This is a genomic window from Alkalihalobacterium chitinilyticum, assembly GCF_029028005.1.
GTDB lineage: Bacteria > Bacillota > Bacilli > Bacillales > Bacillaceae_F > Alkalihalobacterium > Alkalihalobacterium chitinilyticum.
In genome coordinates this window covers 349,518-371,099 of sequence record NZ_JAOTPO010000001.1, presented here as the reverse complement: position 1 = coordinate 371,099, position 21,582 = coordinate 349,518, and the positions used below count along the sequence as shown (strand labels likewise).

The 21,582-nt window shown below is 36.5% G+C and carries 21 protein-coding genes and 1 tRNA gene; 19 read left to right on the top strand and 3 right to left on the bottom strand.

Annotation, left to right across the window (positions count from 1 at the left end; all coding sequences use genetic code 11):
* Positions 1–34: 34 nt before the first annotated feature.
* Positions 35–214, bottom strand: coding sequence for an H-type small acid-soluble spore protein (locus N7Z68_RS01880; RefSeq protein ID WP_275116755.1), 180 nt, complete (start codon positions 212–214; stop codon positions 35–37).
* 333 nt (positions 215–547) lie between these two features.
* Here N7Z68_RS01880 and asnB point away from each other — a divergent pair, with 333 nt between their 5' ends.
* From asnB to N7Z68_RS01845, 7 genes are all read left to right on the top strand, one after another.
* Complete coding sequence (gene asnB, locus N7Z68_RS01875; RefSeq protein ID WP_275116754.1) at positions 548–2,395, top strand: asparagine synthase (glutamine-hydrolyzing); 1,848 nt, start codon at positions 548–550, stop codon at positions 2,393–2,395.
* Between the two features lie 279 nt (positions 2,396–2,674).
* Complete coding sequence (locus N7Z68_RS01870) at positions 2,675–4,207, top strand: class I adenylate-forming enzyme family protein (protein ID WP_275116753.1); 1,533 nt, start codon at positions 2,675–2,677, stop codon at positions 4,205–4,207.
* A 184-nt stretch (positions 4,208–4,391) separates the two neighbouring features.
* On the top strand, positions 4,392–5,210 hold the full coding sequence (locus N7Z68_RS01865; RefSeq protein WP_275116752.1) for a metallophosphoesterase: 819 nt from the start codon (positions 4,392–4,394) through the stop codon (positions 5,208–5,210).
* Positions 5,211–5,291: 81 nt separating this feature from the next.
* The gene (locus N7Z68_RS01860; RefSeq protein WP_275116751.1) at positions 5,292–5,660 is read left to right on the top strand and encodes a winged helix-turn-helix transcriptional regulator; all 369 of its coding nucleotides are present in this window, start codon (positions 5,292–5,294) and stop codon (positions 5,658–5,660) included.
* A gap of 121 nt (positions 5,661–5,781) precedes the next feature.
* Positions 5,782–6,660, top strand: coding sequence for a carbon-nitrogen hydrolase family protein (locus N7Z68_RS01855; RefSeq protein ID WP_275116750.1), 879 nt, complete (start codon positions 5,782–5,784; stop codon positions 6,658–6,660).
* A 4-nt stretch (positions 6,661–6,664) separates the two neighbouring features.
* Entirely contained in the window at positions 6,665–7,330 is a 666-nt protein-coding gene (locus tag N7Z68_RS01850; RefSeq protein ID WP_275116749.1) for a GNAT family N-acetyltransferase, read from the top strand.
* Between the two features lie 69 nt (positions 7,331–7,399).
* Positions 7,400–8,071 (top strand): GNAT family N-acetyltransferase, encoded by a 672-nt coding sequence (locus tag N7Z68_RS01845; protein WP_275116748.1) that lies wholly within the window; start codon positions 7,400–7,402, stop codon positions 8,069–8,071.
* A gap of 129 nt (positions 8,072–8,200) precedes the next feature.
* Here the strand turns inward: N7Z68_RS01845 and N7Z68_RS01840 are convergent, their stop codons facing one another.
* Positions 8,201–9,235 (bottom strand): LuxR C-terminal-related transcriptional regulator, encoded by a 1,035-nt coding sequence (locus N7Z68_RS01840; protein ID WP_275116747.1) that lies wholly within the window; start codon positions 9,233–9,235, stop codon positions 8,201–8,203.
* 258 nt (positions 9,236–9,493) lie between these two features.
* Between N7Z68_RS01840 and N7Z68_RS01835 the strand changes: the two genes are divergently transcribed.
* The 9 genes from N7Z68_RS01835 to N7Z68_RS01795 all read left to right on the top strand — a co-directional run bounded on the left by N7Z68_RS01835 (position 9,494) and on the right by N7Z68_RS01795 (position 18,064).
* A complete protein-coding gene (locus N7Z68_RS01835) occupies positions 9,494–10,642 on the top strand; it encodes an acyl-CoA dehydrogenase family protein (RefSeq protein WP_275116746.1) in 1,149 nt (382 codons plus the stop codon).
* Positions 10,643–10,675: 33 nt separating this feature from the next.
* Positions 10,676–11,260 carry a TetR/AcrR family transcriptional regulator gene (locus N7Z68_RS01830; RefSeq protein WP_275116745.1) on the top strand — a complete coding sequence of 195 codons (585 nt, stop codon included), beginning with the start codon at positions 10,676–10,678 and terminating at the stop codon, positions 11,258–11,260.
* Between the two features lie 221 nt (positions 11,261–11,481).
* Positions 11,482–12,999, top strand: coding sequence for a class I adenylate-forming enzyme family protein (locus N7Z68_RS01825; RefSeq protein WP_275116744.1), 1,518 nt, complete (start codon positions 11,482–11,484; stop codon positions 12,997–12,999).
* An 86-nt stretch (positions 13,000–13,085) separates the two neighbouring features.
* Positions 13,086–14,270 carry a TRAP transporter substrate-binding protein DctP gene (dctP, locus tag N7Z68_RS01820; RefSeq protein ID WP_275116743.1) on the top strand — a complete coding sequence of 395 codons (1,185 nt, stop codon included), beginning with the start codon at positions 13,086–13,088 and terminating at the stop codon, positions 14,268–14,270.
* 76 nt (positions 14,271–14,346) lie between these two features.
* Positions 14,347–15,657, top strand: coding sequence for a TRAP transporter large permease (locus tag N7Z68_RS01815; RefSeq protein WP_275116742.1), 1,311 nt, complete (start codon positions 14,347–14,349; stop codon positions 15,655–15,657).
* Positions 15,658–15,691: 34 nt separating this feature from the next.
* The gene (locus tag N7Z68_RS01810; protein ID WP_275116741.1) at positions 15,692–16,204 is read left to right on the top strand and encodes a TRAP transporter small permease; all 513 of its coding nucleotides are present in this window, start codon (positions 15,692–15,694) and stop codon (positions 16,202–16,204) included.
* Between the two features lie 97 nt (positions 16,205–16,301).
* Positions 16,302–17,489 carry a thiolase family protein gene (locus N7Z68_RS01805; protein ID WP_275116740.1) on the top strand — a complete coding sequence of 396 codons (1,188 nt, stop codon included), beginning with the start codon at positions 16,302–16,304 and terminating at the stop codon, positions 17,487–17,489.
* A gap of 108 nt (positions 17,490–17,597) precedes the next feature.
* Complete coding sequence (locus tag N7Z68_RS01800) at positions 17,598–17,858, top strand: sigma-G-dependent sporulation-specific acid-soluble spore protein CsgA (protein ID WP_373323094.1); 261 nt, start codon at positions 17,598–17,600, stop codon at positions 17,856–17,858.
* 50 nt (positions 17,859–17,908) lie between these two features.
* Positions 17,909–18,064, top strand: coding sequence for a hypothetical protein (locus N7Z68_RS01795; RefSeq protein ID WP_275116738.1), 156 nt, complete (start codon positions 17,909–17,911; stop codon positions 18,062–18,064).
* A 25-nt stretch (positions 18,065–18,089) separates the two neighbouring features.
* Here N7Z68_RS01795 and N7Z68_RS01790 read toward each other — a convergent pair.
* Positions 18,090–18,173: transfer RNA gene (locus N7Z68_RS01790), tRNA-OTHER, on the bottom strand.
* A 122-nt stretch (positions 18,174–18,295) separates the two neighbouring features.
* On the opposite strand from N7Z68_RS01790, the gene N7Z68_RS01785 reads away from it, so the two are divergent.
* From N7Z68_RS01785 to N7Z68_RS01775, 3 genes are all read left to right on the top strand, one after another.
* Positions 18,296–18,637, top strand: coding sequence for a hypothetical protein (locus N7Z68_RS01785; RefSeq protein ID WP_275116737.1), 342 nt, complete (start codon positions 18,296–18,298; stop codon positions 18,635–18,637).
* A 252-nt stretch (positions 18,638–18,889) separates the two neighbouring features.
* Entirely contained in the window at positions 18,890–19,813 is a 924-nt protein-coding gene (gene panE / locus N7Z68_RS01780) for a 2-dehydropantoate 2-reductase (RefSeq protein WP_275116736.1), read from the top strand.
* A gap of 63 nt (positions 19,814–19,876) precedes the next feature.
* Positions 19,877–21,139, top strand: coding sequence for a sensor domain-containing diguanylate cyclase (locus N7Z68_RS01775; protein WP_275116735.1), 1,263 nt, complete (start codon positions 19,877–19,879; stop codon positions 21,137–21,139).
* The last annotated feature ends 443 nt before the right edge of the window (positions 21,140–21,582 follow it).

Sequence of the window (21,582 nt, the reverse complement as noted above, 5' to 3'; positions counted from 1 at the left end):
TATAGATATGTAGTTTAAAATTAGAGTCACAAGCTTATTGTTCCATTAGTTGCTGAACGGGAACTGTCATCTCGTGCTCAGGTTGGCTTTTTTCGTACACTCGTGCAGTGTCATTGTCATGGTCGACATGTTGGATCATAACCGGAGTTCCATTAAAGAGTACTTGAACATCCTTCATAGACTCGACAATCTCTTGCGCTCGTTGAGAATTCACTTCTATTCACTCCTTTAAAAGCCTCTATTACGAAAGAAGCCCTATTTTTCAAATTATGTTTTCATTATGAGGATAAATCGATCGTTTTATGCATAGCTATGAGTTAAATCAGGTGAAAGATCTTCAATCATGGTCATCCAGGACTTATTGAATTTCATCTGGTTTTTTAATTGCTGAACGAACGCTCTTCTACATGAATACTAGATAAAAATATTGATGTGTAAGGGGATACAAGGTGATAGGAGAGTAACAATCTACGATAACTATGAATACGATGGGATATGGGCATTGGACCCATTTAAATAAATTACTCCCGAAAGAGGGTTGATATAGATGTGTGGTATTACTGGTTGGATTGATTGGAAGCAAAACATGGTAAAAGAGCAGGCTGAAGTTGAAAAAATGGCGAAGACGTTATCACGTCGAGGGCCTGATGATATTAACATTTGGAGCTCTAATCATGCAGCGCTAGGACATACTCGTCTTATTGTTGTCGATCCAGAAGGCGGTATTCAACCCATGACCAGAACGAAAGGAAATCGTTCATATACAATTGTGTATAATGGCGAATTATACAATACGGAAGATCTACGTAAAGAGCTGCTTCAACGGGGACATACGTTTAAGGGACATTCCGATACAGAGGTTCTCTTAACTTCTTATATAGAGTGGGGCTTTCATTGCTTAGAAAAGTTAAATGGTATTTTCGCGTTTGCCATTTGGAGCGAGCACGATCAAAGTTTAATTCTTGCCCGTGACCGTCTCGGTGTCAAACCATTATTTTACTCTGTTCAAAATGGTAAATTGCTATTTGCGTCTGAGATTAAAGCACTTCTCGCTCATCGGGACATATCAACAACAGTGGATGAAACCGGACTTTCTGAAGTGTTAGGTTTAGGACCATCACGTACACCGGGACATGGGGTGTTCGCAGATATAGAAGAGCTTCGACCAGCCCATGCAATGCTGTATGACCGCAACGGGGCTAAAATTACTCGCTACTGGAAGTTGAAAAGTAAGGAGCATGTCGATAATGTCGATGAAACAGCAGAAAAAGTTCGTTGGTTGTTAACAGATACTGTCGAACGTCAATTAGTAGCAGATGTTCCAGTGTGTACGTTCTTATCAGGAGGGATTGACTCCAGTGCTTTAACAGCTCTAGCAGCTAATGTGTTTGAGCGCGATAACAAGGGTGACTTGCGAACGTATTCTATTGATTATGCCGACAATGATAAATATTTTAAAGCCAATGATTTTCAGCCAAATGCAGATGGTCCATGGATTGAAAAAGTGTCTAATGAATTTCGCACGTTACACACGAATCACGTCATTTCAATGAAGGATCTCGCAGGTTATTTAAAGAAAGCTGTTGAAGTACGTGATTTGCCTGGAATGGCTGATATTGACTCGAGTTTATTATGGTTTTGTGAAAAAATAAAAGAAGATGTGACGGTCGGCTTATCTGGAGAATGCGCCGATGAAATCTTCGGCGGGTACCCTTGGTTTCATAAGCCTGAAGTGATGAATTTAGATGGATTTCCGTGGATGCGTTCTACACAAGAAAGAGAAGCACTACTGCAGGATAAGTGGAAAAATAAATTAAAGCTACAATCCTACGTTCACGAAAGATATAAAGAAACGATCGCAGAAACACCTAGATTTGAAGAAGATACGAAAGAAGAAGCACGTAGAAGAGAAATTTCGTATTTAAATATCATTTGGTTTATGACAACGCTCCTCGATCGTAAAGATCGAATGAGTATGGGAGCCAGCCTAGAGGTTCGTGTCCCGTTTGCTGACCATCGTCTCGTAGAATACGTATGGAACATTCCTTGGGAAATGAAGCAATTAAATGGTTTAGAAAAGGGGATTTTGCGTAAAGCACTCGAGGGAATTTTACCGGATGAAGTGTTATATCGCAAAAAGAGCCCATATCCGAAAACGCATAATCCACATTATACGAATGCAGTAAAAACGGAAATGCTCGACATTCTTAGTCAAAACGACTCTCCATTATTTGATTTAATTGATCGTACTAAAATGAGAGAAATTGCTGAAAGTGGAGGAGCTTCATTTAAAACGCCATGGTTCGGGCAACTGATGACAGGTCCGCAGCTCATCGCTCATTTTATTCAAATGGACCACTGGTTGAAGCATTATAATGTTCAGATAAAAGGATAGAAGTCGATAGAGGCGCCTACGGAAGTAGGCGTCTTTTTTCAATAAAGACTAATACTAAGAGCTTGTATTAAATCCAAACAATTAGAAGTTAAATAGTGTCTGAAATTCCTACGAGCAATGTTGCTTTTTTAGTAAAAGTCATAAGTAAAGCATAAAAAAACAAGTTCTCTTTTTTTGGTATGAAATTTGCAATATAAATATGAGTATTGTAGGCAGCTAGAGCAGGTATATTGGCTAATTTTAAGTTTGTTTTATTTCATTCATAGGGAGGTAGTTTGGTTGAATATTACAAGTAATTTGGCTTTAAATGCTCGTCGTCATCCTGATAAGGTGGCTATTACGTTTCAAGGAAGGGAGCATACGTATAAACAGTTTAATGAAACTGTCAATCGTTTTGCGAATGGTTTAGCGAGTATTGGGTTGAAAAAGGGAGAAAAGATCGCTCTCATGATGAAGAACTCGGATTATTTTGCGATTAGTTATTTTGCTGCTGCTAAACTTGGGGCGGTAATTGTCCCTATTAATTTTAGACTTGTTGCAAGAGAAGTAAATTATATATTAAAGCAATCAGACAGTGTAATGGTTATTTGTGAACAAGAGTTAGAAGGATTAATCAATGAAGCACGTGAAGGTATTGTTGCTATTCGGGATGTGATTGTTACACCAAGAGCAGCTTCACCAGAAAATAGAAGTTATGAAAACGTGTTGTCTGAAAGTACGGCGGATCCGGATGTAGAAGTAGTAGGAACGGATGATCTTCACATCCTGTACACATCAGGTACAACGGGTCAACCGAAAGGCGCATTATTCGATCATCAGCGAGTATTTAAAGTTGCCTTTGGAACGACGGGTTTATTAGGACTTCAGAGTGATGACAAATTATTGCATGTAGCCCCGTTATTTCATTGTGCACAGCTTTGCTTATTTCTCATACCTGGTTTGTTCCTAGGTGCAACAAATGTGATAGAACAAGATTTTCATCCGGTAGAAACACTAAAAACAATAGAAAAGCATGGCATTACTTTATTCTTTGGAGTTCCAACAATGTATAACTTCTTCACTCAAGTTCCAAATGCAGACCAGCTTGACCTTTCGTCGATTACCCGTTGTGGGTATGGAGCGGCTCCAATGTCACCAGAATTAGTCAAGAAAAGTATAGATTTATTTAAGACAGATCAGTTTTATAATCTTTGTGGCTTAACAGAAGGAGGACCAACGGGTATTTACTTATCTCCTGAAGACCACAAGACAAAGATCGGTAAGTCTGGAAAATGGCCCTCTCTATTTACAGAAGTAGAAGTAGTCAATGATAGTGGTGAACAAGTAGCAGTAGGTGAAGTAGGAGAATTGATTTTGCGTGGAGAAGCAATCATGAAAGAATACTATAAGAAACCAGAAGAAACCGCAAATACGTTACGTGATGGCTGGCTTTATACAGGCGATTTAGCTTCCGTTGATGAGGATGGTTATATTTCACTCGTTGATCGTAAAAAGGATATGGTTATTTCCGGTGGTGAAAATGTGTACTCTGTGGAAGTTGAGTATGCTCTAGATGAACATCCACTCATCATTGAAAGCGCTGTCATTGGTACACCTGATCCGAAGTGGGGAGAACTTGTAACGGCTGTTATCGTTGTTAAAGAAGGTGAACAATTAGAAGAAGTCGAGCTGAGAGCTTTCTGTCGAGAGCGATTAGCAGGGTATAAAGTGCCGAAGAAGTTTTTATTTACCGATCAATTACCGAGAAATGCATCTGGGAAAATTCAAAAGTTTAAATTGCGAGAGCAGTACACTGGTGACCTTGTAAATTAATTAGTAGAAAAGAAAAACTTAATTAGGTATTGCAACTGCAAGGGAAGAGGACACTCTTCTCTTTTTTTGTTCGCTCATAATGATCGCTAGTAGTTATGTTCAAGGTGTAATATGATGTCCATTGGTTATAAATTTGCTATACTTTAAGATACTAATTTTCATTTGCAAAAAAGAAGGTGATGGTGTGAAATTAGGGTTTATTGCTGACCTGCACCTGGACATTAATGAAAAAAGACGAAGAACGGACATACTAGAGGTTTTATTAGAGCAAACGAAAGAACAAAAGCTTGACGCACTCTGTATAGGCGGGGATGTTTCAAATGACTACAGGAGGACTCTGGCTGCAGTTGAGCAAATCGAACACGAACGAAACATCCCGTGTTACTTTGTAGCAGGAAACCACGACCTTTGGAATATCCAACATCCTAACAAGAACACGTGGGAGATTTATAATGAATTAAAAAGGCACCCTAGAAATTTAGCTAATGGATCTCAAGATTTAGGGAATAATTGGACATTACTAGGTGATATAGGATGGTATGATTTCAGTTTTGGAAGTAAAAGCAAATATACCTTTGCAGAATTTAATCAGATGAAAATGAAAGGAAGTACGTGGCAAGACAAAGAATATACAGATTGGGCTGTCAACTCATTAGAAGTGCATGAACTCTTTATGAAAAAATTTAAAGAACAACTGAGGGAACACCGACATGAAAAAGTTATTTTTTGTTCCCATGTTGTATCTCACGAAAAGTTTACTGTGCCAACTCCACACCGGATTTGGGATTATTTTAATGCGTACCTTGGCAGTAAGGATTATGAACAATTAATTAAGAGTGAAAAAGTACAATATGCGTTATGTGGTCATGTGCATTTTCGTAAAACAGTGCACAGTAGTGAAACGGAATTTATTTGCAGTAGTTTAGGATATGCAAACCAATGGAGGACACCTAGCACAAAAGATGAGGTTCAACATGCTTTGACAGTTCTACATTTAGAGTGAGTCAAATTCATAGATAGTACTTACTATAATAAGCAAGGTTTTTCGGGGAAGAAACAATTTATAGAAATATGAGGTAGTTCAATGGCAGATACTTTAAGGAAAGAAATTAAAGAAAAGATTGAAAAGAGAGAGTTTAATTGTGAAAAAGAATTAACTCTGTCGGTCATAAGTGGAAAGTGGAAGATTGTTATTATATGGTATTTAGCGCAAGAGAACTCGTATCGTTTCAGTGAACTTCAAAAGTTACTTCCTAAAATTACTCATAAAATGTTATCGAGTCAATTAAAAGAATTAATTGAAGATGGAATTGTACATAGGGAAGTGTTTCCTGAAGTGCCTCCAAGGGTACAATATTCGTTAACACCACTTGGGAGATCGTTATTGCCCATTATTGACTTAATGTATGAATGGGGAAAAAAACGTATAGAAGACTTAAAAAAGGAGAACTAACCCTTATATATCAATAGGTACCCAAAAAGTAACCTCCTTACTAAAAAGTCCCTACTTGTTAAAGTTGATTTTCTGAAAGATAATCAACTAAGGAAAAGTAGTTGAGAAGGAGGATGTGTTTATGAAATTACGTGTTTCAGCCGTACAGTATCAGTTGCAAACGATTAAGTCTTTTGAGGAGTTCGCAAAACAAAGTGAGCACTACTTAAAAACAGCAGCCGAATTTGGATCGGAGTTTGTACTGTTTCCAGAATTTTTTACGACACAGCTATTATCTATCGGAAGTGAGCAAGGAACTTCGTTAACTATAAATGAGTTACCAGGATTTACAGAGCAATACCAAACTCTTTTTTCGTCATTTGCACAAAAAATGAACGTTCATATTATTGGTGGAACACATGTTATTCGTATCGACGATCGTTTATACAATGTCGCACATCTTTTTTATCCAGATGGAAGAATTGAACAACAGGCAAAACTTCATATTACACCAACAGAAGTGAATGAATGGAATATGTCTGCTGGAGATGAAGTGAAAGTTTTTGATACGGATAAAGGTAGAATAGCGATCCTAACATGTTACGATATCGAGTTTCCTGAAGTTGTTCGAATGGTAAAAGCGAAAGGGGCAGATGTCATCTTTTGTCCATCATGTACAGATGATCGCCATGGCTTCCATCGCGTTCGTTACACGAGTCATGCACGAGCGATTGAAAATCAAGTGTATGTAGTCGTAACGGGTACGGTTGGTTCGCTTCCGACGGTTGACTTTATGCGAGCGAACTTTGGGCAAGCAGCTGTTATTACTCCGAATGATGTACCGTTTCCGCCGCGAGGAATTATGGTCGAAGGGGAATTGAATAATGATATGATCGTAACAGCGGATTTAGATCTGTCGCTATTATATGAAGTGCGTGAAAGAGGGTCTGTTACGACTTGGAGAGACCGCCGATCCGACTTGTATCCAGACTGGGAAAAAATGAACATGAAAGGATACTAATAACATGTTATATCGAAGTGAATTCTATGCGTATGATCAAGACCAGACAGTTCCTACTGTCATTCGGAACTACACAAAGAACGACTTTGATGATCTTATTCAAATCCAAAAAGAATGTTTTCCTCCACCTTTTCCATCTGAGTTATGGTGGGATAAGGAACAACTGACAAACCATGTAGATTTGTTTCAAGCAGGAGCCCTATGTGTTGAAGTTGACGGTGAGCTAGCCGGCTCTTTAACAGGGTTATGCGTCGACTTTGATCTCACGGATGCTGATCATACATGGGAAGAAATAACGGACAACGGGTATATCCGAAATCATAACACCAAAGGAAATACGCTTTATATTGTCGATATCAGTGTCCGTCCGAAATACCGCAAACTCGGCCTTGGTAAAGTGATGATGCAATCGATGTATCACGTTGTCATTCAACAAGGTTTAGATCGTTTATTAGGCGGGGGACGAATGCCTGGGTATCATAAAGTTGCAGAAGAAATGACTCCTGATCAATATGTAAATGCGGTAACAAAGGGAAGCATGAAAGATCCTGTAATTTCCTTTCTCCTAAGGTGCGGCCGAAAACCGATTCATATTGTAGAAAACTACTTAGATGATGAAGAGTCGTGCAACTATGGAGTTTTAATGGAATGGAAAAACCCTTTTAAATAAATCCTCTAAGAATTGTTAAAGATCGTATCGATTACAATCAACATGATTACAATGAAAGAAGTGATATAGTTGGATTACATTAGAATAACTAGTATTGAAGATCCTTTGTTTAAAAAAATGCATGATTTAATGCAAGAAGTATTTCCTCCAGAAGAAGTCCTTGAATTTGAACTTTGGGAAGAACCTTTAAAAGATCCAGACATTCGAGTATTTGTAGCAGTTGACGGAGAACAAGTAGTTGGTGCAACTGAATACCGATACTATGTAGATTGGAATATCGCCATGACCGACTTTACAATTATCGGTCAAGACGGGCGTGGGATTGGACCGTTCCTTGCTAACAGCCGTTTAAAAGACTTAAAACAGTTAGCCAATGAGAACGGCAAAGAACTGTACGGTATGTTTGCAGAAATTTATAACCCGAATGTTGTCGATCATTCCAGCACTTTAAAGGTAAAGTCAATGGACCCGCTTGTTCGAAGAGAAGTACTTTCGCATTTAGGATATCAACGACTTGATTTTAATTATGTACATCCTTCTTGGAAAAACGACGGCGAAGCAGTGAGTGGACTAGACTTAGGTTTCATGCCTTTTAATGACGACTCGACTAAAGTAGAAGCTGAGTTAGTCGTCAATTTCTTAACGACTTATTATTCAGTTCTTTCTAACAAACCTCAAGAATGGTTAACTATGATTGAGGCGTTAAAAGGAAAAGAAACAATTCAGCTTTTACCATTATAAATAATAGCGCTATAGAAAGTCAGGGCTGACACTAAGTCAACCTGACTTTTTTTATTAGGTTTAGGGTATCTTATATGAGTTAGAAGAAGGATAACTAACCGGGATATAGTGATTTTTAACTCTTACGAATCAGCTTGCAGAAATTTTGTGAATAACTGAGGTCCTGTTATTTACACCTAACTTATTAAAGATATTATTTAGGTGAGTTTTAACAGTATTAATACTTAAGAAGAGCTTTTGGGCGATGTCGTTATTACTGTATCCTTTTGAAATAAGACCAATAATTTCAGTTTCTCTTTTAGAAAGCCCAAACTCTATCGTTGCTTTTTTAATAGGGTCTTCATTTTGTTTAGCTTCTGAATGGATATAGATAGTAAAGAATGGCTCCTCTAAATCTAAAGTTACTTGAGTGTTTATTTCAAATGAGAGAACCCCGATAGTCAAGATGAGTTCATCAGTGAATTTAGTGTTTAGCCTTGTTAATACAGCGTCTTTTACTTTGGAGAGTGGATTGTTTTTGTCAGCGTGGTTTAAATTAGAACAGTACTTTATGGCAAGGTCATTACTATAGATGATCGAGAAGTTTTTATCTACTACTAAAACCCCGATAGGAAGTTTGCTCATTGATTGATCAAAAATTGAATTTGAATATTGTAACTGTTTAAATGTTAAATGTTGTTTTAAGGAGCTGGAAATAAATTTGGATGCGCTTTCAAGAATGTGCAATTCGTTTGAAGAGTAATCGCCAGAGCAAAGTGGCTTATGAATACCGATAAGGCCTATAACTCTAGCTCCCCATTTCAAAGGTATAAAAACAGTGTGGTACTTTTTGTTCTTTTTATAAAATTTGAGGTTATATTCACAATTTTGAATAGTTGTATAGGATAGTATGTCTTCAATAGAAAGTAAGTGTTTATTTTGGATCTTCTTTTTATTTAAAAGGTCCATTCGATAATGATACTCCTGGTTTGCCTCTATTGCATTGCTATTCAAGTATAGTGTGGTTGTTCTTTGAAGTGAGCTGTCATTAATAAATAATGATAAGTGGTTATATCCAAGTACGTTTTTTATAGCTTCTAATATGGTCTCGTAATATTCCTCGTGATTTTCCTGGATTATAGAAACAAACTTTAAAATTTTTTCGTAATCTTCCGTTTTTAGCAAAAAAGTTCCCCTCCTAAAAATATAAACTCTCTTTAAAAATTGAAAACCGATTTTTTGCATTTTATGTAAAATGATATTTAGTTTGAGAAAGGGTTGGTTAAACCTTATTATAATAAAGATTTTTGAATTGTCTACATTTTTTTGAATCTTGTTTAAATTTTAAATATTAGAATTAAATTCATCCTTATGGGTGATTTTTGAATATTCAATAAGTGTTAGTATTCATTTATAAAGTTTTTAAAAGGGAGGACTTCAATTATGAACAATAATTATATTCAAGAAGAACATCGTATTTTTAGAAGTACATTAAGAAAATTTTTAGAAAAAGAAGCCTACCCTCATTTTGAACAATGGGAGAAGGACAGAGAGATACCTCGTCATTTTTGGAAGAAAATGGGTGAAAATGGTTTTCTTTGTCCTTGGATCGATGAAAGTTACGGAGGCTTAAATGCGGACTTTGTGTATTCTGTCATATTGAATGAAGAGTTAGAGAAAGTAGGGCAAGGAGTATCAAGTGGAATTTGTTTACACAATGATATCGTAACCCCATATTTTTCAACGTACGGTAGTGAAGAGCAGAAGCAACGTTGGCTTCCAGGGTGTATTACAGGAGACCTAATTACAGCGGTAGCAATGACAGAGCCTGGTGCAGGGTCTGATCTAGCAGGAATTCGAACAACAGCTGTAAGAGATGGCGATCATTATATTTTAAATGGCGGAAAAATATTTATAACAAATGGTCTTCATGCTGATTTAATTATTGTTGTCTGTAAAACAGATCCAAAAGCTAACCCTGCTTATAAAGGAGTAAGTTTACTAGTAGTTGAGCGTGATACACCTGGATTTTCACGAGGGAAAAAACTAGATAAGATCGGAATGCACAGTGGTGATACAGCTGAATTGATCTTTGAGGATGCAAAGGTCCCTGTGGCGAATTTATTAGGTGAGGAAGGGAAAGGATTCTATTATTTAATGACAAAATTACAACAGGAACGGCTTGTTGTAGCTATCCAGTGTCAAACTGAAGCGGAAGAGATGTTAAAAATTACAATGAATTATGTGAAAAACAGAAAAGCTTTTGGAAAATCAATAAGCCAATTCCAAAATACACAATTTAAGATTGCTGAAATGGCAACAGAAATTGAGATAGGAAGGACATTCCTCGATGATTTAATTGTTCGACATATGGAAGGAGAAGACATCACGAAAAAAGTGTCCATGGCCAAATGGTGGATAAGTGAAATGGCGAAAAGAGTAGCTTCAGAATGCCTGCAATTACACGGAGGGTATGGATATATGGAGGAGTATGAAATCGCACGAAGATACCGCGATATACCAGTCGCCTCTATTTATGCAGGTACAACTGAAATAATGAAGACTATTATTGCTAAACAATTAGACTTATAAATAGTGAAACTATAAAGTATAAAGGAGCACTAAATGGGGTTTAAAGAAATAAAAACAGCCAAGAAAAAAGAAGATATCATTCGCTCTGCAGCAAAAATAGTTTCCAAAAAAGGCTATCACGGGGCAACAATGGAAGACATAGCAGCAGAGTTACTAATGACAAAAGGAGCGTTATACTACTATTTTGAAAACAAAGATGACCTAGTCTATCATTGCCATGACTTAATTTTATCCTCAGCAATTAAAACATTAGAGGATTATTTAAAGAGTAATATCTCATCTACAGATAAATTTAAAAAAGCTGTGGAAGTTCATGTTGAGTTTGTAATTGCAGAAAAAGAGACATTTAATATGATTATTAAACCACAACATACTTTTACAGAAAAGCGCCTTGCTCCTATACTTGATAAGCGTCAAAAGTATGCTAATATTTTTGACGAAATAATTCAACAAGGAATAGACAACGGTGAATTTAAAATTACCGAAATAAAGATGGCGAGAATGATGATATTAGGGGCATTGAATTGGATTCAACAATGGTATTTACCAGAAGGTAAGAAAAGTAAAAAAGAGATTGTAGATATTTATTCGGACTATTTATTAAAACTACTTAAATAAGTAGCAGTTACTTTAAGAATAAATTTTATAGGCATTAGATAATGCGACTTTTCACACTTTCGGGTGATGCTTACTAATTTTTGTTCAGCTAATATTAGGTTTAGGTCCTGAAGGGGAACTTATTTCATAATAGTTCTGATTATTCAGAATTTAGAGTACTTCTTCTACTTAAAAAGTTAAGCGCTTACAAATTATTTAAGGCTTGAAAGGGGAATTAATTCATGTTTATTGCAGAGCAGTTAAAAGAGATGGTAGAACGTCAACCAAATGCAATTATTTCATCGTATTTAGGGAGAGAAACTACTTATCAGCAATTTTATAAACAAGCAGAAAGGCTTGCAGGGTATTTTAAGCAATTAGGATATGGTAAGGAGGATATTGTTGCGCTAGTCCTACCTAACTCAGACTATTTTTTAACTTCCTATTATGCGTGTCAGATCGGGGGATTTGCAGTATTACCAATCAATACCAAACTGGCTCCAAGGGAAATCGAATATATCTTAAACCATTCAGAAGCTAAAGGAATTATATATGATCAACGATTTGAAGCGACAGTTCATGAGATTTTACCTAACTTACCAGTCATCCAGGATACTCTTACAACAGGTTATGAAAACACTTCAAATCGCTTAGAGGATATTATTGATGGACCAGATCGACCAGTAAGTGAAGTTTCACGAGAAGATGATGATACTTCTGTAATCTTTTACACATCTGGAACAACCGGAAGACCAAAAGGTGTAATGTTAACGAACAGAAATGTTTTATCTATTGCGCAAATTCATAAGGAATCGATGGAAATAACGAATAAGGACCGCATGCAAATTGTTGCTCCACTTTTCCATTGTGCTGCAGCTCATGTGTTTTCAATACCAACGATATATGCAGGAGGAGCTGTTGTCATTGAGGAGGGATTTTCTCCAGAACAAACGATAAAAACGATGGAGAAAGAAAACATTACGATATTCTTTGGTGTTCCAGCTATGTACAGTATTCTCTTAACAACACCGAGTTTACAAGAAGCATCATTACCAAATCTACGACTCCTTACTTACGGTGCTGCTCCTATGCCGTACGAATTAATTAAACGAGTAAAGGATATTTTTCCAAAGGTTCAAGTACAAAACATTTATGGACAAACGGAAAATTCTCCAGGTGCTACTACATTAAAAGATGAACATGCTTTAAGTAAGATAGGATCAGTGGGTGAAGCATTACCGCAATGTGAGGTTAGAGTTGTTGATGAATCTGGAGAAGATCTACCTGTTGGAAAAGTTGGGGAGATCATTGTAAAAGGTCCACATGTGATGAAGGGTTATCTAAAAAATGAAGAGGCAACTAGAGACACAATTAAAAATGGATGGCTTTATAGCGGTGATCTTGGTCGCTTAGATGAAGATGGATTGCTCTATATCGTAGATCGAAAGAAAGATATGATCATTCGTGGCGGCGAAAATATTTATCCTGTTGAAATTGAGGAAGTTCTCTATGAAATTCCTGAAATTTTGGAAGCTGCTATTATCGGGGTACCACATGAAGTTTTAGGTGAAGTTCCTAAAGCCTACGTAGCCACGAAAAAAGGTATGCAGATAGATGAAACTACCATTTTACAATATTGTCAAAATCGATTAGCTAAATATAAAGTACCTCAAGAGATTGAATTTGTTGAAGAGCTTCCTAGAAATGCTAGTGGAAAAGTGTTGAAAACAGAATTAAGAAGTTCGACAGAGACAATTTAGAATAGGTTGATCGTTTATTCTATATCAATTTCTTTTGGTTTGTTATCTGTCAAATATATAAATTAAAAACATGTGGGGGTAATAAGATGAAAAAAATGAAAAGAATGAAAAACCTGATGAAACCAGTCGTTGGTGCTGCAGTCGCTGCAACAATGGCATTAGGACTTGTCGCGTGTGGAGGAAGTAATGAAGGTGCATCGGCTCCGTCAGAAAGTAATGATGGTGGGGGAGATAAAACCGAGGCTATTGAAGAAATGCGATTAAGAGCTTCCTCTGGAGTAACAGCTAAACACTTTTGGGATCGCGGATTTTTCACACCTTTGATGGAACGAATTGATAGTGAAACAAATGGTGCTATTAGCTTTGAAGCATTTACTTCAGGAGAACTTGTTCCTTTAGGTACGGAATTTGATGCTCTTCGTCAAGGAACCATTGACATTGCGTTAACATTCATGGCACCTTATGATCCTCAACGTTTTCCATATTCAGAGGTTACAATGCTCCCATTGCTTGAATCAGATGCAGTAATTGCCTCGACAGCAATGCAAAATATGATGAAGAGCGATCGTGAATTAAAAGATGGCAAAACGTATTATGAGATAGAGTTTGCTGATAAAGGTTTAGTTGCTTTTGCTAACCCGCTAACAGAACCATATGTTTTAGGAACGACAAGACAAAAGATCGAAAGTGTATCTGATTTTTCAGAAGCGATTCGACTTAGAACAGCTTCGCGTGTACATGAGATCTTAGCTGATAATTTAGGAATCACAGCAATTTCAATGCCAATTACGGATGCGTATGATGCGTTAAGCCGTAACGCATTAGACGGATTTTTCTACAATATTCCAGACTGGAAAGCATTTGGTTTTGATGAATTAATTAAACATGCAGTGGAAGGGGCTAACTTTGGCCACTTTGTTGGTCATACTGCAATGACACAAGAAACTTGGGATAAATTACCTGCTGACGTTCAAGAAAAATTTAAGGCAGCAGCAGATGAAATTATCTTTGATGGTGCAAGTTTAACGAGGGATGAAACTGATGAGAATAGAGATTCTACAATGGAAAAAGGTGGAGAATTTACGCACCTTAATGATCTCGATCCAGAATTAAGAGAGTTTATAAGTCAAGCTATCGTTGACACTTGGGTTGAATGGATTGAGAACTTAGAAGGCCAAGGTCATGCAGGGAAAGAGATGGCTCTTCTATGGAGAGATATGATCGTTGAAGCAGGTGGGGTTTTACCTCAAGAAATCATGGATATGGAGTAATCTTAAGTGATAGGGAGCTGGCTTTTCAGCTCCCTATCATTAAAATTCAGTGTTTATACGATAGTGAGGTGAAGGAATGGTCGAAAATATTGCAATTATTGTTGTCGTTATCGTGTTTTTGTTTTTATTACTAACAGGGCAATACATTAGTTCTCTACTTTTAACATCAGGTATTATAGGTATTTATATATTGGGCGGAATGCCTTTACTCAATGGATTTTTACAAAGTGAACCATATAATCGTGCTGCAAGCTATGCTTTGACGACTATTCCTCTTTACATTTTAATGGCACAGTTCATTATGCAAGCTGGAATTGTCAAAGATTTTTATAATCTTGTATTTAAGCTTTCAAAAGGGAAAACTAGTTTACTAGGTGTATTAACGGTATTTTTAGGAGGAATTCTCGGTGCTGTTTCTGGGTCTGGTACAGCAACGGCCGCATCACTAGGTCAAGTTGCAGTTCCAGAATTGAAAAGGAGAGGATATCCAGACGGGCTTGCTGGTGCTTTAGCAGCTTCAGCTGGATCGCTTTCAGCAATCATCCCTCCGAGTGTAATTTTAATTATTTATGGTGTGACTGTGCAAATATCAATCGGCCAATTGTTTGTTGCAGCTTTTATTCCAGGAGTCCTCATGATGGTCGTTTTTTCTGCAGTTACTATCGTTTATCTAAGGATTTATAAAGGTAAGATGACCCTGCCTACACCAGATGTTGAAGAACATGAAACACCTGTCAGTCGCTATGTCATCATCATTATTGCTGGAGCTTTAATCATTTTTTCGATTTTCGGTGGTATTTATACAGGGAAGTTTACACCAACAGAAGCAGGTGCTGTAGGTGCATTTATCAGTTTAATCGTAGCTCTCGTGTTAGGAAAAGTGAACAAAAGTTTTATTACAAGCTCCCTTATTGAAACAACCAAAGTAACGGTAATGGCAATGATAATAGTTATAGGGGCATCTCTATTCGGCCGGTTTATTTCATTGTCACTTCTTCCTAGGAAAATTATTGATATGTTAGGACCATTAATGGATTATCCAGTCCTATTATTAATCATTATAATGTTAATTTACTTCTTCTTATTTATGTTTATTGAGGGAGTAGCAGTTATCTTAATGACTGTACCTGTTTTGTTGCCAATATTAACGGCAGCGAACATTGATCTGATTTGGTTTGGTATATTAGTTTCTGTTATTTGTACGCTAGGCCTTATCACACCGCCTGTTGGTATAAGTGTTTATGCAGTAGGAGGCGTAACAAAGATCCCAATTGAAAAACTTTTCCGAACATCATTAATTTTTGCCGTCGTTGCCGCTGTAGTAGTCGGTGGACTACTAATTGCCTTCCCGCAATTAGCAACATGGCTACCGCAAACAATGAGGTAATAAAGCTATTATAATTAGAAAGTAGGTGATAGAGATGAGCGGAGTCTTTGAAAAAATAGTAAATATTAATGAAAGATTAAAGTTAATCGGGGTTTATACAGGAGGAATTGCTGTAGTTATCATGATGTTTCTTATTGTAGCGGATGTATTTATGCGAAATATTTTCACATCTCCAATATCAGGTACTTATGAAATTGTACAATTTTTCTTGATGCCAATGGCCATTTTCCCTGCACTAGCTTATACGTATAGTTCAGGCGTTTTACCGAGATTAGGTGAATTAGTTGAAAAAGCACCCCAGAGCTTCCAAAAGATTTCTAAATGGTTAATCATTATCATTGAGGTCGTTATTTTCACTTTATTAACAATCTATGGGTGGAAATTTGCGATGGCTGGTGTCGGTGATCAAATGGCCGTTGCTGTCGGTGGAAAATTAACACCCGTTTATCCAGTCTACTTTTTAATACCTATTGGTTTTGGTTTAATAGTATTAGAAGTTCTTCTATCAGCTATCAAACCCCTAATTAATAACAAGAGGACCAATTAGATTATATTTAAATATTGGTAGGATTTTTGGAGGGAGTTATAGAATTTAGTAAATTGGAATAAAAAGAATTATCTATACATCGTTTGGAGGACATAATATGAACAATATTTACATTTTAGATGGTGCACGAACAGCATTTACAGCTTTCGGGGGTTCTTTTCAATCTGTTAACGCTACTGAATTAGGAACTGTAACTGCAGTAGAGGCCTTGAAACGTGCAGAAGTGGAAGGTAAAGATATTGATCAAGTGGTTTATGGAAATGTTATTCACAGTTCGACGAATGCTGCCTATTTAGCCCGCCATATTGCTTTAAAGGCAGATGTGCCAATGGAAACCCCGGCATTAACCGTAAATCGTCTTTGCGGATCTGGTATGCAATCAATCATTTCTGCTGCTCAAAGCATTCGTTTAGGTGAATCCAACTTAGCATTAGTTGGCGGGGCTGAAAATATGACAATGTCGCCTCACTCTAATTTCACAAGTCGCTTTTCAGGTGTTAAGTATGGAAGTTTCCAGTTTGAAGATATGTTATTAAATACACTTACAGATCAGTATACTGGTATTGGTATGGGAATAACAGCTGAAAATCTAGCAGAAAAATACGAGATTTCTAGGGAAGAACAAGATGAATTTGCTTTGCTCAGCCAACAAAGAGCAACAGAAGCAATCCAATCGGGCATTTTTGCTGAAGAAATAACGGCTGTAGAAGTTTCTTCAAGAGGTGGAAGTAAACAAATTCTTGAAGATGAGCATGTAAAAAAAGATATGACATTTGAAAAGCTTGCTGCGTTAAAGCCTTCTTTTAGAAAGGATGGTACAGTGACTGCTGGTAATGCAAGCGGAATCAATGACGGTGCTGCTTCTTTAATTTTATCCAGTGAAGCGGAAGTGAAAAAACGTAATCAAAAACCGTTAGCTAAAATAGTTTCCTGGGGAATAGCTGGCGTAGATCCAAGTATTATGGGTATTGGTCCAGTTCCAGCCATACAACAAGCACTTCAACGTGCTGAACTAACTCTTGAGCAAATGGACCGTATTGAAATTAATGAAGCATTTGCGGCTCAATACTTAGCTGTTGAAAAAGAATTAGGACTTGATCGCAATAAAACAAATGTACACGGTGGAGCAATAGCACTCGGGCATCCAGTCGGTGCAAGTGGATCACGTATCGTACTATCACTTGCTAATGAATTAAGAAGAAACGGCCTTAGATATGGGGTTGCCAGTCTTTGTATTGGCGGCGGTCAAGGTATTGCTGTTGTTATTGAAAATGAGAATGTGTAAGTAGAATAAAGACGCCTATTAAATAGGCGTCTTTTTCATTTGATGTATAAATTTTACCCCATAACACAATCTAATTTAGTAAGTAAAATAAACGTTATTAGAGAAAGGGTGTTTGAATTGGATCAGTCACTTGGATATTTAAGAGAGGCACTTTCTAATTACATAGAGGATCATCCAATTTGCCAAGGAGTTTACAATCGATTAGAGGAAAATAATTATACAACTGAAAAAGAGTTTGTTGATGGGTTAGCTGAAGAAGAGATGAAAGTACTTGATATCATTTTAAAGCAAGAAATCAAACATGCGAAAGAGGAGCAAGATGAGGAACGCACCAAACAATTAAATGAAGTATTTGAACAACTATTTTAATGTAGATAATAGTTAGATTACTCTCAAAAAATCAAAGGATGGAGAAGTTTATGGAAAATAATAACATATTAAAAGAAAATCAAATGAATAGCAAGAAAAGAAACAATGAAAAAATGGAATTAAGTTCAACAGGATTTGGTTTTGTACCGGAGGCAAGTGATGATAAAAGAGGTAGTGAAAAAAGGCTCAATGACGGGAAAGATTAAAGGTTCTAACTAATAAAAAAAGAGGTGGATTTGGTGGGAATCGAACCCACTAAATGCTCAGTTATTCAGTTCGGAATGACTGGCCGCTCTACCATTGAGCTACAAATCCATATTTGACCCTCAACTATATTTTGTGCTTTGTTCTCATTTATATACAAAAAATTAATAAAGAAGTATAGATGACGCTTTCATAATAAAAAATAAAACTAAGTTTAAAAAGGAGTGATTTCTTTGAGTAAGCATCATCATAACCATGAAGACCATAGCCATCAGCATAGTATTGCATGTGGGCATACGAAAATAAGACATGATGATCATATTGATTATGTTCATAATGGACATTTGCATCATGAAGAGGAAGGAAACTGGGTTGAATGTGCAATTCCAGTGAGTGAAGAAAATCCACAAGAATGTAAACCGATTTCATGTGGTTGTAATCATGAAGAAGATTGTGGGCATGAGCTTGTCCCGCATGGTGATCACTTTGATTATTTAGTTAATGGTCGTCTCCATCATGTTCACGGCGATCATTGCGATGATCATGGGCCAGTTGAACTTGTACATGTGCAATAATGGTTTTTTAATGATATAAAAATGTCCAGATAGCGTTAAGAAGAGACGATATTTCACTCGTCTCTTTTTTATGCAGATCTTCTAATTGGGTACATATAGAAAAATTACAATGATTTTGAATTTTTACCGTTCATCATGTCTTAGATGAGGTATTATAATCTATAGAAATATATTATGCAGGGGAATACCGAGGATCGTAAATGCAAAGTAGGTTTTTTAACCATGGTTACGTTGAATACTGGAGGAATGAAAATGAATGTTCTTATATTAGGTGCAGGAGCTGTAGGTGGTTATTTTGGAGGTCGTCTAGTAGAAAACGGCGTCGATGTTACTTTTTTAGTTAGAGAAAAACGACAAGAACAATTGAAACAACATGGACTTGTTATTAAAAGTATTCATGGAGATCTTCAACTTGAACCTAAGACTTTATTGTCTGGTCAAGAAGTGAAACCATTTGACGTTATTATTATTGCTACAAAAGCACAACATTTAGAAGTAGCGATCAAGTCTCTAGAACCTTATGTTGGACCTGCTACAACTATAATTCCGTTGTTAAACGGGATTAGTCACATTTATCGCTTGCAAGAGGCGTTTGGAAATGAGAAGGTGATAGGTGGGTTTTGCTTTATTGAAACGACTTTAAACGATTTGGGTCATGTCATACAAACGAGTAAGAGTCATCAACTAACATTTGGAGAACTTGATGGACGGGGAAGTTCCCGTATCGAAAGGTTACAACAGCTTTTTAGCGAAACAATAGCATCATTTAAAGTAAGCGAAAACATCCTTCAGGATATGTGGCATAAATATTTATTTATTACTACTTTATCGGGAATTACAACACTCATGCGTTCTTCGATTGGACCTATTCTTGAGGTTCAAGGCGGGGAAAAGCTGACTCTTCAATTATTCAATGAGGCAGCTTCAATTATGAGAGCAGCTAATGCTCCTATAGCAGACGATATTGTTGATAAACAAAAGACTATCATGAAAAAACAACATTACACGATGAAGGCTTCTATGTTGAGAGATATTGAGAAGGGAATTACAATAGAAGCAGATCACCTTCAAGGATATCTGCTCACATTGGCTGATCAATTTCATTTAGATGTACCGTTACTGCGCATCATTTATCATCATCTAAAAGTATATGAAATTAATTTAAGTAAGAATTAGCTGTAGAGACACCCTAAGAGGTGTGAAGTAAACAGTTTGCTGTAGTTAAAGAGGAGTAGCAGAATGGAAAGCTTATTTATTAAGAACCGGAATGAATTTATACGATTTATTAACTACATAAAAGATTTGATCTTTGTAATGGAAGTACACGGCCCCTCAGAATTTCGTTATTTGATTTTAAATGAAGCTGCTGAAGAGGAATTAAAATTTAATGATGAGATTATTGGCAAATCCGTAGAGGACGTTATGCAAGACAAGGCACAGCATTTAATCGAAAAATACCAAGAGGCACTGACGAGAAGAAAACAAGTCACCTTTGAATTTAGTGATGATTATGATAATTTTGGCGAATCCATTCTAAGCCCAATCCTAAATGAAAATAATGAAGTCTCGCATATTATTTCTATTACACGAGATATCACTCAACGAAAATTGGCCGAAAGAAGACTTAGGGAAAGTGAAGAAAAGTATCGCTTAATTGCTGAAAACTCAACAGATTTAATTCTATTAGTTGAACTGAATGGAAAGATTACATATGCATCACCTTCCCATAAAAAAGTACTTGGAATTACTCCCGAAGAACTTTTACAACAATCGTTAGATACATTTATTGCAGATGATGATGAGGTTAGTAAGGTGCAGCGGGCAATGTCACATGTAATAGCTAATAATGAGCATGACAGTATTGAAGTTTATGTGGTATCTAAGCTTAAAAAAAAATTGGCACTCGCATTAGACATTATTCCGATCTTTGAAAAAGAAAAAATTCAAAAAATATTAATTGTTGGAGAAAACATTACAGAAAGAAAACAATTTGAAGAAAAAATAAAAAAGATGGCGTATTATGACTCCCTAACAAAACTGCCGAATAGGGACTTGTTTAAAAATAGATTTCAATATGCTATTGAGGTTGCGAAAAGAAATGATCATATGGTAGCACTATTGTTTATTGATGCGGACCACTTTAAATTAGTTAACGACACATATGGTCATGAGGTTGGAGATGAATTTTTAAAAGAGATCGCAAGGCGTATAGAAAAGAGTGTTAGGAATATTGACATCGTCGCTCGAATTGGTGGAGACGAATTTAATATATTATTAACCGAACTAAGCGAGAGGAAAGAAGTGGAGAAAGTTATTGACCGAATCTTTAATAATCTAAGAAATCCTTGGAAGTACGAAGATCAATTGATTACCATGAGTATAAGTGTTGGAGTTGCAGTGTATCCAACGAATGGTACCACGCTCCGAGTGCTTGGGAAAAAAGCTGACACCGCCTTATATAGGGCAAAAAAACAGGGCCGCAATCGATATGAGTTTTATTAAATGGCGGATTCAATATTCGTTGAGTGAGTACCATCGACATTCTTTCATATAAAAACATATAAAAAGGCGAGCTTCTGTTAGCCCGCCTTTTTCTTATATTTCTTATCGTTACTTAAAATTCGCCGCGATTATATCTCTTTGTTGTCTTTGATACCCCTAAATAATGAAAGCCCTACCTCTCTTTCATCATTACGGCTCCTAGGCCGTGCCATTTAAATAAGGCTAACGAAGTTTCCTAAAAGACGCCAAGATGATTTATGTTCTTTTATATAAATGTTTTTTAATGTTATGGTTGAAGAATCAAATCAAAATTCTAAGTGTTTATAAGTAATTTTATAATTATACTACGAATAGTAAATAAAAGCAAATGGTCTTGCCGTGAATAAGGATATGTGTGCAAAACTTGTAAGAACAACAGTATAATCAAATTTATCCCGTTTAAC